The sequence below is a fragment of the Glaciimonas sp. OK215 genome (genome assembly GCF_057787885.1).
This window is the reverse complement of record NZ_CM173544.1, coordinates 1,985,883-1,999,101: the sequence shown is the minus strand read 5'-3', so window position 1 is coordinate 1,999,101 and position 13,219 is coordinate 1,985,883. Positions and strand designations below refer to the sequence as shown.

14 protein-coding genes, 1 tRNA gene and 1 pseudogene are annotated in these 13,219 nt (G+C 57.1%); 4 read left to right on the top strand and 12 right to left on the bottom strand.

The features are described 5' to 3' along the window. Positions 1-124: 124 nt before the first annotated feature. The 3 genes and pseudogenes from AC3CHX_RS09010 to AC3CHX_RS09000 all read right to left on the bottom strand — a co-directional run. Positions 125-286, bottom strand: a pseudogene (locus AC3CHX_RS09010) (CreA family protein); the annotation flags it as partial. A 291-nt stretch (positions 287-577) separates the two neighbouring features. Beyond that, positions 578-662 (bottom strand) — tRNA-Leu (locus tag AC3CHX_RS09005). Positions 663-709: 47 nt separating this feature from the next. After that, positions 710-901: a hypothetical protein gene (locus AC3CHX_RS09000; RefSeq protein ID WP_488643697.1), complete on the bottom strand. Its 192-nt coding sequence runs from the start codon at positions 899-901 to the stop codon at positions 710-712. Positions 902-991: 90 nt separating this feature from the next. On the opposite strand from AC3CHX_RS09000, the gene hpnC reads away from it, so the two are divergent. From hpnC to AC3CHX_RS08980, 4 genes are all read left to right on the top strand, one after another. Continuing rightward, the gene (gene hpnC / locus AC3CHX_RS08995; RefSeq protein ID WP_488643696.1) at positions 992-1,804 is read left to right on the top strand and encodes a squalene synthase HpnC; all 813 of its coding nucleotides are present in this window, start codon (positions 992-994) and stop codon (positions 1,802-1,804) included. 175 nt (positions 1,805-1,979) lie between these two features. After that, on the top strand, positions 1,980-2,813 hold the full coding sequence (gene hpnD, locus AC3CHX_RS08990; protein ID WP_488643695.1) for a presqualene diphosphate synthase HpnD: 834 nt from the start codon (positions 1,980-1,982) through the stop codon (positions 2,811-2,813). A 21-nt stretch (positions 2,814-2,834) separates the two neighbouring features. After that, positions 2,835-4,181: a hydroxysqualene dehydroxylase HpnE gene (gene hpnE, locus AC3CHX_RS08985; protein WP_488643694.1), complete on the top strand. Its 1,347-nt coding sequence runs from the start codon at positions 2,835-2,837 to the stop codon at positions 4,179-4,181. A gap of 125 nt (positions 4,182-4,306) precedes the next feature. Beyond that, positions 4,307-5,443, top strand: coding sequence for an alpha-hydroxy acid oxidase (locus AC3CHX_RS08980; RefSeq protein ID WP_488643693.1), 1,137 nt, complete (start codon positions 4,307-4,309; stop codon positions 5,441-5,443). Between the two features lie 157 nt (positions 5,444-5,600). Here the strand turns inward: AC3CHX_RS08980 and AC3CHX_RS08975 are convergent, their stop codons facing one another. From AC3CHX_RS08975 to AC3CHX_RS08935, 9 genes are all read right to left on the bottom strand, one after another. Further along, complete coding sequence (locus AC3CHX_RS08975) at positions 5,601-6,137, bottom strand: DUF2058 domain-containing protein (protein ID WP_488643692.1); 537 nt, start codon at positions 6,135-6,137, stop codon at positions 5,601-5,603. A gap of 103 nt (positions 6,138-6,240) precedes the next feature. Further along, positions 6,241-6,555, bottom strand: coding sequence for a cytochrome C oxidase subunit IV family protein (locus AC3CHX_RS08970; RefSeq protein WP_488643691.1), 315 nt, complete (start codon positions 6,553-6,555; stop codon positions 6,241-6,243). Between the two features lie 9 nt (positions 6,556-6,564). Then, on the bottom strand, positions 6,565-7,296 hold the full coding sequence (locus AC3CHX_RS08965) for a heme-copper oxidase subunit III family protein (protein ID WP_488643690.1): 732 nt from the start codon (positions 7,294-7,296) through the stop codon (positions 6,565-6,567). A gap of 21 nt (positions 7,297-7,317) precedes the next feature. Continuing rightward, positions 7,318-7,962 (bottom strand): cytochrome c oxidase subunit 3 family protein, encoded by a 645-nt coding sequence (locus AC3CHX_RS08960; protein WP_488643689.1) that lies wholly within the window; start codon positions 7,960-7,962, stop codon positions 7,318-7,320. Beyond that, entirely contained in the window at positions 7,959-9,713 is a 1,755-nt protein-coding gene (ctaD, locus tag AC3CHX_RS08955) for a cytochrome c oxidase subunit I (protein WP_488643688.1), read from the bottom strand. The genes AC3CHX_RS08960 and ctaD overlap by 4 nt, the downstream gene beginning before the upstream one ends. Positions 9,714-9,738: 25 nt before the next feature. Then, positions 9,739-10,911, bottom strand: a complete 1,173-nt coding sequence (locus AC3CHX_RS08950; RefSeq protein ID WP_488643687.1) for a c-type cytochrome — start codon at positions 10,909-10,911, stop codon at positions 9,739-9,741. An 88-nt stretch (positions 10,912-10,999) separates the two neighbouring features. Further along, positions 11,000-11,491: a hypothetical protein gene (locus AC3CHX_RS08945; RefSeq protein ID WP_488643686.1), complete on the bottom strand. Its 492-nt coding sequence runs from the start codon at positions 11,489-11,491 to the stop codon at positions 11,000-11,002. Positions 11,492-11,666: 175 nt separating this feature from the next. Further along, positions 11,667-12,371 carry an ankyrin repeat domain-containing protein gene (locus tag AC3CHX_RS08940; RefSeq protein WP_488643685.1) on the bottom strand — a complete coding sequence of 235 codons (705 nt, stop codon included), beginning with the start codon at positions 12,369-12,371 and terminating at the stop codon, positions 11,667-11,669. Continuing rightward, complete coding sequence (locus AC3CHX_RS08935; RefSeq protein ID WP_488643684.1) at positions 12,364-13,158, bottom strand: TatD family hydrolase; 795 nt, start codon at positions 13,156-13,158, stop codon at positions 12,364-12,366. The genes AC3CHX_RS08940 and AC3CHX_RS08935 overlap by 8 nt, the downstream gene beginning before the upstream one ends. Positions 13,159-13,219 lie beyond the last annotated feature (61 nt).

Genomic DNA, 13,219 nt, shown 5'->3' with positions numbered 1-13,219 from the left:
AAATGGACATTTACGCTCAACATGTCCATTTTTACCCTCTTTAGAATGGACAGGCATGTCCGGTTAAGTCGTTGATTTACTTAGGTATGCACCTGTCCATTTTTAAGGAAATTGCTCATACTTGCACTTTGGGATCGTCATATGCCTCGACCACAACCCGGTCATTGTGTCCGAGCCAGCGAAACGCGGTGCTCACCTCACCTACCTGCTCAGGCGCTGCATAAGCGGCGCAGACTGAACAGATACCGGCCACCCCTAACGCAGCAGCCAAGGATTTAACGCGCATAGTGATCCCTCTTGAAAAATCGTGATTGCAATATGGCGGGAAACGCCCGCTGACCCGGACCTCTACCGCTCCCTGGGCAATACTCATACCTGGTGCCGTTCGTAATCTACCAGATGTGTGGGCATTGCCGGAATATGCAAGCCGACGGCCATATCGCGGAGCCGCGCCGCTATCAGTAACGATATCGCGCAAGAAAATAAATGCAGCGGGCACAAAAAAACCCTCAAAAGAGGGCTTTTCTGACATCGTCCAACCCGGGAAGATTGCTACGATTATTTTGCTGCATGTTTTTGGTGCGGATAGAGGGACTTGAACCCCCACGTCTTTCGACGCTAGAACCTAAATCTAGTGCGTCTACCAATTTCGCCATATCCGCTTCAAGAGGCAGCATTCTATCAAATAGCAACCCATAGCGCTACTCAATTATATGGCGAGCGACGTATTTTGCGCGTTGTGCCGCCCATCGGCCTCCCCCATGATGGCAAGCGCCATTGCCCTCCCCCAGAATACCGGGCGCGACAGCGGAATCATTGCCAGCACCGCGATACAACCTCGCCCATAGAATGCCATAACTGCCGAGCAAGGGATTTGATGCGAATTTGTCTGGGGCAACACGTTTTTTCCTTTACTATTCGGGACTGAAAAAGCGTTGCGAAAATATCCCCGTTATTTGCCTGCCCTCATACTGTTGAAATACTCGTCAATATGGCCGTTGATCACTACGAAAATTTTCCCGTTGCCTCATGGCTGATGCCCGCGCATTTACGGCCGGCGGTGCAGGCCATTTATGCGTTCGCCCGTGGCGCGGACGACCTTGCCGATGAAGGCGATGCCAATCCGGAGCAGCGACTCTCCGCACTAGGCGACTATGAAACTGCACTGGACCGGATCGAACAGCGGCAACCGGCCGAAAGTGCCTTGTTTCAGGCATTACAAATAACCATCGTGGAATACAAGCTGCCGCTGGCACCGTTCCGCGCCCTGCTATCCGCGTTTAAGCAAGACGTCAGCACCACCCGCTATGCCAACTATGGAGACCTGCTCGATTATTGCCGGCGCTCGGCAAATCCGGTCGGTTGCCTGATGTTGCATTTATACGGCGCTGTGACCGAACAAAATATGCGCGACTCCGATGCAATCTGTTCGGCTTTGCAACTGATTAACTTCTGGCAGGATGTCGCCATCGACTGGGAGAAGCAACGGATTTATCTGCCGCTGGAGGATTTGCAGCGCTTCGGCGTCGGTCAGGCGCACATTGCCGCCGCCAACAGCGACCACGCATGGCGCAATCTAATGCAGTTTGAAGTGCAACGCGTACGCAAAATGATGCTTGACGCAGCACCGCTAGCCTTGCGGCTGCGGGGGCGGATCGGCTGGGAACTACGACTCGTGATTCAGGGCGGGCTACGGATTCTGGAGCGCCTGGACGTGGTTGATTACGATGTTTTCCGGCATCGGCCAAAGTTGGGAAAAGTCGATTGGCTCATTTTGGCATGGCGTGCGATGCGAATGCGCTGAAATCGCCGTCATTGGTCGTGGTCAGGAAATTTCAGACGCCCCGATAGATTATTTTTGATTTTTGGGAGCCTTCGATTTGTCCTGGCCGGCACACTCGGCTAGCATAGCGACTTTGCGCATTACTACCAACACCGCAACCTCGGTTGCCATAACACAAGACTACCAAAGATCCTTCATGTCTCCCGACGACTACTGCCAGCAAAAAGCCGCCCAGAGCGGATCGAGTTTTTATTACAGCTTTCTGTTTTTACCCCTTGAACGGCGCCGTGCGATTACAGCGCTCTACGCGTTCTGCCGTGAAGTCGACGATACCGTCGATGATTGCACCGACGAAGCGGTGGCTCGCACCAAGCTGATGTGGTGGCGCAAGGAAATCGCCGCGATGCTGGCCGGCAATCCAACTCACCCGGTGACCAAGGCATTGCAACCGCATCTGCAAACCTATCAGCTTGACGGCAAACACCTGCAGGCGATCGTCGATGGCATGGAAATGGATCTGAATCAGACCCGCTATCTGGACTATCCCGGTCTCAAGCAATATTGCTGGCACGTCGCCGGCGTGGTCGGCATTTTGTCGGCCAGCATTTTTGGCGTGACTCAGGCGCAGACGCTGCAGTTTGCCGAAAAGCTCGGACTGGCCTTTCAGCTCACCAATATCATTCGCGATGTCGGCGAAGATGGCCGCAAAGGCCGGATTTATTTGCCGGTCAACGAACTGCAGCAATTCAACGTCACTGCCGCCGACATACTGAATGCGCGTCATAACGAAAATTTTGAAAACCTGATGCGCTTTCAGGTCGCTCGCGCACAACAGGCTTATGACGACGCATTCGCGCTGCTGCCGAAAGAAGACCGCCGCGCCCAACGTCCCGGGTTGATGATGGCGGCGATCTACCGCGCACTGCTGAACGAAATTGAACACGATGGCTATCACGTACTGAACCAGCGGATTTCATTGACGCCGATCCGTAAATTGTGGCTGGCATGGAAGACTTATGTGCGTGGCTGATCTATTCAACTACCGCTTTCCATGAGCGTCGAGAAACCAAAGGTCGCCGTCATCGGCGCCGGCTGGGCCGGTTGTGCGGCAGCAGTAGCGCTGACCGGCAGCCGGCATCAGGTCACGCTGTTCGAAGCCGGCCGCATACTCGGCGGCCGCGCCCGGCGGGTCGCGACCAACGGCGTCACGCTCGATAACGGCCAGCACATCCTGCTCGGCGCTTACAAACAAAGCCTGCAACTGATGCGCGCCGTCGGCATCGATCCCAACGCCGCACTGCTCCGCCTGCCATTGCAAATGTGTTACCCCGCCGACAGCGGCGGCATGACCTTTTCGGCAGCACGCCTGCCAGCGCCTCTACACTTGCTGGCAGCCCTGTGGCGTGCACAAGGGTTGACCCGGGAAGACAAACTGGCGCTGGCAAGATTCAATTCAGCCGCGCGCTGGATGGGCTGGCAATTGCATGACGATTGCAGCGTCAGCACCTTGCTGGAGCGCTTTGACCAGACCGAGCGCCTGAAGCGCTTACTGTGGCAACCGCTGTGCATCGCCGCGCTAAACACGCCGCCGGCGCAAGCATCGGCGCAAGTCTTTCTGGCGGTGTTGCGCGATAGCCTGGGCGCGCGCCGCGCAGCCTCGGACATGCTATTGCCACGGGTCAACCTGAGCAGCTTGTTGCCGGATAGCGCCGCCGCATTTATCGAGCAACATGGCGGCAGCGTCCGCCTTGGTTGCAACATACGGCGGTTGCAGGCCGACGGCAGCCGGTGGCGGCTCATCGCCGCTGACTATGAAGGCGATTTTGATGCGGTGGTCATAGCAACGCCTCCCGAGACTGCTGCCAACTTGCTGGATGACTTTACCGATACCACGCTGCTGCGAAGCTTCTCCTACGAACCGATTACCACCTGCTATTTACAGTACGCGTCGGCTGTGCGCCTGCCGCAAGCTTTTTTTGCGCTGGTTGAAGACAGCGCTAAAGGCGACTGGGGCCAGTTTGTATTTGATCGCGGTCAACTTGATGCGCTGCAAGCCGGCATGCTGGCGGTCGTGATCAGCAGTTCCGGCGCTGCCATTGCCGATGGTCACGCGACGCTGAGCAGCTCTGTTGCTGCGCAGTTGGCCAACGTATTCAAACGCCCTGAGCTGGCACAACCAAGCTGGACCAAAGTGATTTCTGAAAAGCGCGCGACCTTTGCCTGCACTCCTGCGCTTGCCCGCCCGGGCAATAACAGCGGCGTGGCTGGCGTATTTCTGGCCGGCGACTATACCGTTAGCGACTATCCCGCCACGCTGGAATCCGCGGTCCGGAGCGGCAACCAGGCGGCGAAAGAGTTGATTTTCAAGCGATCGTCGACTGCCTCTTTGCTGACTTGAAAAGTTTTCACCACAAACCTCCATCATTTCCTTCCAACGCCGACGCATTTTGTCCTAGGATGGCGGATGCCCTGAATACCGGAAAACACAGAGTTCCTCACTCATCACAGACTCACGGAGAAACCATGCCCGTCATTACCTGCATCGAAGATCTGCGCGTACTCGCCCAGAAACGGGTGCCGAAAGCCTTCTACGACTACGCCGATAGCGGCTCTTACACCGAAGGCACGTATCGGGCCAACAGCAGCGATCTGGCCGCGTTGAAATTGCGCCAGCGGGTCGCCATTAACGTCGATCAGCGCAGCACGGCGACCACCATGATCGGCGAAATGGTCACGATGCCGGTAGCCATTGCCCCCACCGGATTAACCGGCATGCAATGGGCCAACGGTGAAATGCTGGGGGCGATCGCCGCTGAAAAATTCGGCATTCCGTTCACGCTATCGACCATGAGCATCTGCTCGATCGAAGATGTCGCCAGCGTTACCACCAAGCCGTTCTGGTTTCAGTTGTATGTCATGCGCGACCGTGGCTTCGTCAAATCACTGATCGAACGTGCCAAGGCCGCCAAATGTTCGGCGCTGGTACTAACGCTGGATTTGCAGATTCTTGGCCAGCGTCACAAGGATCTGAAGAACGGCATGTCGGTGCCGCCAAAAATGACACTCGCCAACATCATCGACCTGGCCACCAAACCGGCCTGGGCTCTGCGCGCACTGGGCGGCCGCAAAACCTTCGGCAATCTGGCCGGTCACGTCAAAGGCGCCGACGGCATTCTGACCTTGAGCAAATGGACCGCCAGCCAGTTCGATCCGACCTTGTGCTGGGACGACATTGCCTGGATCAAGGAGCAATGGGGCGGCAAACTGATACTGAAAGGCATACTGGATGTCGAAGACGCCAGAATCGCCGCCGCCAGCGGCGCCGATGCCATTGTCGTCAGCAACCACGGCGGCCGTCAGCTGGATGGCGCGGTGTCATCGATTTCTGCTTTGCCGGCCATCGTTGAAGCCGTTGGCGATCAGATCGAAGTCTGGTTTGACGGCGGTATCCGCAGCGGTCAGGACGTGCTGAAAGCAGTCGCGCTGGGCGCCAAAGGCACCATGATCGGTCGTGCTTTCCTATACAGCCTGGGTGCGATGGGCGAAGCCGGCGTGACCAAGATGCTGGAGATCATGCGCCAGGAACTCGACGTCAGCATGGCGTTGACCGGGACCAGGAACATCAAGGATGTAGGCCCGCAGATTTTGATGCGGGGCTAAGAAACTTACATGGACGCCACCGGTATGCCAAGGAACAAACGCATGATGTTAGCGAACAGCTGCTTTGCAGTGCGCCCAAAGCGGTCGTTGACAAAGTAAACCGGGGTACACCCCGGCTACCGACATTGTTAAAAACTTTCGAGAGCTACAGGCTCGGCTACCACATCAAGTCGTCCGGGATCTGGAAGGCGGCATACGGATCGTCCGCATCGATCTCGGCGCTGGTCTTGTTTACTCGCACGACGAGCGAGGCATCGCGCTCCGCGATCTTGTCGGCGATGATCCTGGGCACCAATTCGGTGGCGCCGCCCTGGCAGATAATCACCAAGCGCCCAGCCATCAAATGCGCCTGGACCGCGGCCGAAACATACAGCCGTTCGATCTTCTTGTCGTGAGTAAAATGGTAGGCGATGTCGCCGCTGCCCTTGCTCTGGCGATTCTTCTGCACCATCTGGGCAATTTGCGCCACAATCGCCTTTTGGGTGGCGGCCGCATCGCGCTGAGCATTGAGTTCGCGGGCGCGGTCGGCATTCTTGCGTAACGTATCGAGTGCAGCCAGGCGCGTTTCATCGACACTATGCGTGCCGGTCCGGCGCTCGGCCTTCTTCTGCTTACTCTTGTCCTGGTTGGCCAGTTTGACTTTGTTTTTGTCGACTAGGCCAGCTTTCAAAAATTGCTCTTGCAAAGACGCCATATGCGCTGCTCCATAAATAGGGTCCGCCGGCCCAGGCGGTGGTGCCGACCAGCGGAAAGACGCTAGCATAGCAAATTTGTTGTTTTGTTTTTCGTCGCCCTGCTCAACGGAAAAACAATAAGCGCGTAATGAAGGTGTAATGCGCTTCCGTCGCCATCAATACCACTAGCACCAGCAGGCACAGCGGCGGCACCAGAATCGCATACACCAACGCCAGGCGTTCCCATGCCATGTGCATGAAAAAAGCGACTATCAGTCCCGCCTTTAGCAACATCAGCAGCAGGATCAGGGTCCAGCGCAGATAGCCATGGAATTGCAGGTAGTCGACCATGTAGGAAAGCGTGCTGAGTACAAACAGCAGACCCCAGATTTTGAGGTAGAGGCTGGTCGGATGCTGCTGGCCTGTAGCGGAACTCATGATGGCACCTCACCAGAGATAAAACAGCGCAAAGATAAATACCCAGACCAGATCCACAAAGTGCCAGTACAACCCGGCAATTTCGACAATCTGGTAATTGCCGCTGCGTTCATAGCGGCCGCGTAGTACCCGCACAGCTACCGTCACCAGATAGATCACGCCGATGGAGACGTGCAGGCCGTGAAATCCGGTGATCATGAAGAAAGTCGAGCCGAACTGCGGCGCACCCACCGAATTGCCCCATGGCCGCACACCTTCATTGACGATCAGATTGGTCCATTCAAACGCCTGCATGCTGACAAAGGCAACGCCGCATGCGGCAGTCACCAGCATCAGTATAGCGGCGCGCACACGCTCGCGGCGGTAGGCAAAATTCACCGCCATCGCCATGGTGCCGCTACTACTGATCAGCACGAAGGTCATGATGGCGATCAGCAGCAACGGCACCTCGGTATCGCCGATACGCAGCGCAAACATCACGCTCGGGTCGGGCCAGGATACCGTGCTGGACATCCGCACCGTCATGTAGCCGATCAGGAAACAACTGAAAATGAACGTATCGGAAAGCAGGAAGATCCACATCATCGCCTTGCCCCAGGACACCTGAAAAGCCCGGCGATCCGACGACCAGTCGGTCCCCAGCCCACGCCAGCCGCCGGGCGCAGCCAATGAGGCGTCCGGCGCCGACGGCGTGGTTACACTTATCGGTACATTCACAGGCACATCCGCAGGTACGCTCATATCGCCTCCCTCGTTTCCGCCTTAATGTGTGCCGCAGACTAAGCGGACCACTTCCGGTGTCAGCCAGCCCAGTGCCGCGAACAGCACGATCCATACCGCCAGCAAAAAATGCCAGTAGCGCGCACACAGCGCGCTGCGCCAGCTGACTTCGACCATGTCGGCATCGACCATGGCGTAGAACCATGCACAGCGTGCCGTCCGCCCCCAGCCGACCAGTCCGCCAAGCACATGCATCCCATGCATGGCCGTCAGCAGGTAGAAGAAACTACCGGCGGGGTTGCCGACCGGCGTCACATGGATCGTCTGCAGCGCCTGCCAGCCCCACAACTGCGCGCCTAAAAACACCAGCCCGAAAACACCACCCGCGGCCAGAAAATTACGCGCCGGCGCCAGGCGCGTCGTTCTGCTTGCCAGGTGCATCATCACACTTGCCGCGATCAACGATGACGTGCTGAGCCACAGCTGCCACGGCATCGCAATTGGCGACCAGTCAGTGGCATCCATTCGCATCACATAGGCTGCGAGGAACAGCGTGAACAGCGCCGTCGCCACGCCAATAAACAGCCACAACGCGACGCTGATGGTAGCAGCGCGACGGTCTCCGGCACGCTTGCCCGCAGGGCTGGCGGGCCCCGCGGCAGCTTTCGGCATCGTCGCGGCGTTCATGCCAGCACTCCGCTGCCAACGCCTGGTTCCGCCAGCTCTGCGGCAGGCGGCGTATTCTGCGCGATGAAATCTTCCTGCGCGCCGGGGATGCTGTAGTCGTAGGCGCCGCGATACACCACTGGCAGCTGCGCGCCCCAGTTCCCATGCCCGGGCGGCGTCGTTGGGGTCTGCCATTCCAGCGAGGCGGCGCGCCATGGATTGGGGTCGGCGCGCTTGCCACGGAAAGTGCTCCAGATCAGATTGAAGATGAATGCCAGTTGACCGGTCGCCACAACCAGCGCCACCACGGTGATGAAGACATTCAGCGACTGTGCCGATGACGGAATGAATTTATAGCCTTCGAATACGTAGTAGCGACGCGGCATGCCGAGTATGCCGAGATAGTGCATCGGGAAGAAAATCGCATAGGTGCCGACAAAAGTCATCCAAAAGTGCAATTTGCCGAGCCGGTCATCGAGCATCCGTCCGCTAATCTTGGGAAACCAGTGGTAGATCCCGCCGAAAATCACCAACAGCGGCGATACCCCCATCACCATGTGGAAATGCGCCACCACGAAATAGGTGTTGGACAATGGAATATCGACGCTGACATTTCCCAGGAACAGTCCTGTCAATCCACCGATGACAAAGGTACTAATGAAAGCCAGTGCAAACAGCATCGGCACCGACATGTGAATATCGCCGTTCCACAGCGTCAGCAGCCAGTTGTAAACCTTGATCGCTGTGGGTACCGCAATAATCAGGGTAGTCGTCGCGAAGAAAAAACCGAAATACGGATTCATCCCGCTGACGAACATGTGATGCGCCCACACCACAACGCTCAGCACACCGATGGCGAGTATCGCCCAGACCATGGTGCGGTAGCCGAAAATGCATTTGCGCGCATGCACACTGATCAGATCGGAGACGATGCCAAACGCCGGCAGCGCGACGATGTAGACCTCGGGATGACCGAAAAACCAGAATAGATGCTGGAACAGCAACGGACTGCCGCCATTGTAGTTGCTGACCTGCCCCATCGAGACTAGCGCCGGCATGAAGAAGCTGGTGCCCAGCGTGCGGTCGAGCAGCATCATCACACCGCTGACGAACAACGCCGGAAAAGCCAGCAGCGCCAGGATGGTGGCGACAAAAATACCCCATACCGTCAGCGGCATGCGCATCAGGGTCATGCCCTCGGTACGCGCCTGCAATACCGTGGTCACATAATTCAGTCCGCCCATGGTCGCCGCGGCAATAAAAATCACCAGCGACACCAGCATCAGGATGATGCCCCACTCATAACCCGGCGTACCGGGCAGGATCGCCTGCGGCGGATACAGCGTCCAGCCAGCGCCGGTGGGACCGCCCGGCACGAAGAAACTCGCCATCAACACCAGCACCGACAGAAAATAAGTCCAGAAACTCAGCATATTCAGGTAAGGGAACACCATGTCGCGCGCGCCCACCATCAGCGGAATCAGATAATTCCCGAAGCCGCCCAGCAGCAACGCCGTCAGCAGATAAATCACCATAATCATGCCGTGCATGGTCATGAACTGGTAGTAATGGGTCGCGTCAATACCGGGAAAGCGTCCGGGAAATCCAAGCTGCAAGCGCATCAGATTCGACAGCAGCAAACCCACCAGCCCGGCAGCAATCGCCACACAGGAATACTGAATGGCAATCACCTTGTGATCCTGGCTCCAGACATATTTCAGCCAGAAGCTTTGCGGTGCGTGATGCATGCTGTCGTCGTCGGTGCTGGTCATGGCCTTCCCCGTAGCGTCGGTATTCCTATTTATTGACCACTGTTGCTGCTGCGCCTGCCGCATTTGGTGTAGCGTTTGCTGCCGGTGCTCCGTAGGACTTGATATACGCCACCAGCGCGTTCAATTCATCGTCGGTGAGGGCGATCTTCGGCATGATCGGCGTGTAACCCTTCACCACCCTGGCCTGCGGATTGCGGATGAAGTCCTTCAGGTAAGTCTCATCTACCAGCGCGGTACTGCCGTTCTCCATCGTCTCAGTCTTGCCAAACAAGCCCTTCCAGGTTGGCCCGACCAAGGCGCTGCCATCTACCGTGTGGCAGGCGACGCAGGCCTTGGATGCAGCCAGCGCCTTGCCCTGTGCCACCAGCGTATCGGCACCTGCTGCCGCAGCGCTCACACGTTGCTGCGGCAGCATCGACACGGCGAAAGTCGGCTGCGCCTGCAACCACCTCTTGAAGCTGTCCATATCCTCAACCACCACATAGCCGCGCATGTTGGCGTGGCCCACCCCGCACAGTTGCGCGCACAGCACTTCATAACGTCCAACCTTGTTCGGCGTGAACCAGAACGAGGTCACCATGCCAGGCACCATATTCATCCGGGCGCGAAATGGCGGCACAAAGAAATCGTGCAACACATCTTGCGAACGCAACAGCATGTTGACCGGCACATTGAGCGGCAAATGCAGTTCATTGTTATTGATGAGGATGTTGTCCTGACCGAGCGGGTCACGCGGATCGATGCCGAAGGGATTGGCCGCACTGACCAGGCTGACGCTACTCCGGCCCAGTTTGCCGCTGGCGCCGGGAAAGCGGAAACGCCACTGCCATTGCTGGCCCAGCACTTCCACCTGGAGCGCATTCGACGGCACTTCGACATACTCGGCATACACCAGCAGGCCAGGCGCCAGCAACGCGATAATGCCGACCGTGGTAACGCCTATCAGCCACAACTCCACTTTTTTGTTTTCCGGTTCATACGCCGCGCGACGGCCCTTGCGGTGGCCAAAATGCAGTAATGTGTAGGCTAGGAAAAGATTGATAAAGACGAAGATAAAGCCGGTGATCGCCAGCGTAATCGTCAGGGTGTTGTCCATCCGCAGCCAGTTCGAGGCCAGCGGAGTCGCCCACCACGGGCTGAAAATATGAAATAGCACCGCCAGGTCGACAATCACGATGAGCACGATGGCCATGACCATAACTATCCTCTTCCTCGTCGGCAAAACCGTCGAAGTGACACCTCGTCAATAAAGGCTACTTTACTACGTGCATGTTCTGCCGGCGCTACTACCTGCTCAGGCCGCGTCGCTCCAGCTTCCAGTAGATGACTGCTGTCACCATCCCAAAGATCAGGTGCGTCACCAGAGCCGCCCAACTGCGCATCTCGGCAAACCATGCAAAAAAGCGCGCCATGCCGTAAAAGTTGAACAGATAAAGCACCAGCCCGAACACAGCGCCTGCGAGCAACGACATGCCCACGCTTGAATCGAAATGAAACGGCGCAAGAATGCCACACAGGATGACGCCGAAAACGATGCCCAGCACATAGTGGGTAATCAATGCAGTCGCCACCACGCTCAAGCTGAAATCGGTTGATTGCAGGACATCCGGCCCCATCACGATGGCGGAAATCATATGTGACATCTCCCACGGACTGGTGCCCGCGATCAGCGCCGACCAGAGCAGCTCCAGCACCATCAGGACGGCGCCGCCGACGAACCCGGACACCACCGCCGCAGCCCAGTCGGGCGCGCGCGACTCCAGGTGATGTGTATGCATGTGAATTTCCATGGCACCCTCCCAAAAAGCGACAGCACGCAACAATTTGTCCGGCATGTTTTGCCGATTTGAGCAGCACAAACCCGCATCGTCAGGCGCTGCTGAGTTCAGTGTAGTACAAATTTAATAAGCTGCACAACAGACTGTTTGCTGCACTGCACACATTTGGTTCTGCTTACAGTTTTCCCGCCTTCTTCAACCGATACGTCAGACCATCAACGATATCCTGATGGTTAAATTTCTTGGCAAAATCAATCGCGCTCATGCCGACATCATTTTTCAAGGTCGCGTCGGCGCCGGAGTCCAGCAGCAATTTGACCGTCAGAATCTTTCCGCCGCGTGCCGCCATCATCAGCGGCGTAGTATTGTTCGGCGAACCGGCATCGATATAGGCCGACGCATCCAGCAACATTTGCACAATTTCATCATTGCCAACCGTCGCCGCATAGTGCAGCGCCGTCCAGCCGGTGGTGTTAGGTTCCGCCTCTTTATCCAGTAACGCTTTCACCGCGGCGACATTGTTTTTGTACGCGGCCAGCATCAACGCGGTATCGCCGTTGCGGGCGCGGGCATTCAAATCGACTCCCGGTGCATTCAACAATATGTCAAACGACTTCATCGCATCTTCGCGTACCGCCAGAATCAGGCCGGTATCGCCGCGTTTGTCCTCCACCACATTCGGATCCATCCCGGCCGCCAATAATTTCGGCAATTGGCGATAGTCATTGAGCTGGACCAAGCGGAAGAAGTCATCCGAGCCGGCGGCATGACTCTTTAACGGCAAGCCGGCCAGCACAACCGTCAAAACGACCATGGCCGCTAGCGGCAAAAAGACAAGGCGACCTGCCGCTGCATTTATTTTTTTTGCAAAATCAAACATGCGTGTTCTCTGCTGAGAGTTTGAATAAGTTGAAAAAATTGTCCGTGGTTTGCTGTGCGACCCGGGTTACCGGTACGCCCTTCAGATTCGCGAGAAATTCAGCGACATGCATCACCAGTCCCGGCTCATTCATCTTGCCGCGATGCGGCACCGGCGCCAGGTACGGCGAGTCGGTCTCTATCAGGGTCTGCTCCAGCGGCACTGCCAGCGCTACGGCCTGCAAGTCTTTTGCACTCTTGAAAGTGACGATGCCGGAGAACGAAATATAAAACCCCATCTGCATGGCCGCCTCGGCCACCGCCAGCGACTCGGTAAAGCAATGCATGACGCCCCCGGCACCACCGGCGTCGGTGCCGGCGCCCTCTTCCCGCATGATGCGGATCGTGTCTTCCGATGCCGCGCGGGTATGAATAATCAGCGGTTTGCCGGTGGCGCGCGAGGCGCGGATGTGGCGGCGGAAACGTTCACGCTGCCATTCCAGATCGCCTTGCAAACGGTAGTAATCAAGGCCGGTTTCTCCAATCGCGATGATTTTCGGATGATCGGAAAGTCGAATCAGGTCGTCAACCGTCGGTTCCGGCGTGTCTTCGTAGTCAGGATGGACGCCAACCGAGGCGTAGATGTTCGGATAAGTTTTAGCCAGTTCCAGTACTTGCGGGAAATCCGGCAGGTCGACCGAGACGCAGAGCGCGTGGGTGACGCGGTTTTGCGCCATCTTGGCCAGAATCTCCGGCATTTTGGCGGCCAGTTCGGGGAAGTTGATGTGGCAGTGGGAATCGATGTACATGGTGGAAATTATCTCTGTCTGTCGCGCATGGCGTGTCGTGTGTGAGTTGCCATGCGCACTA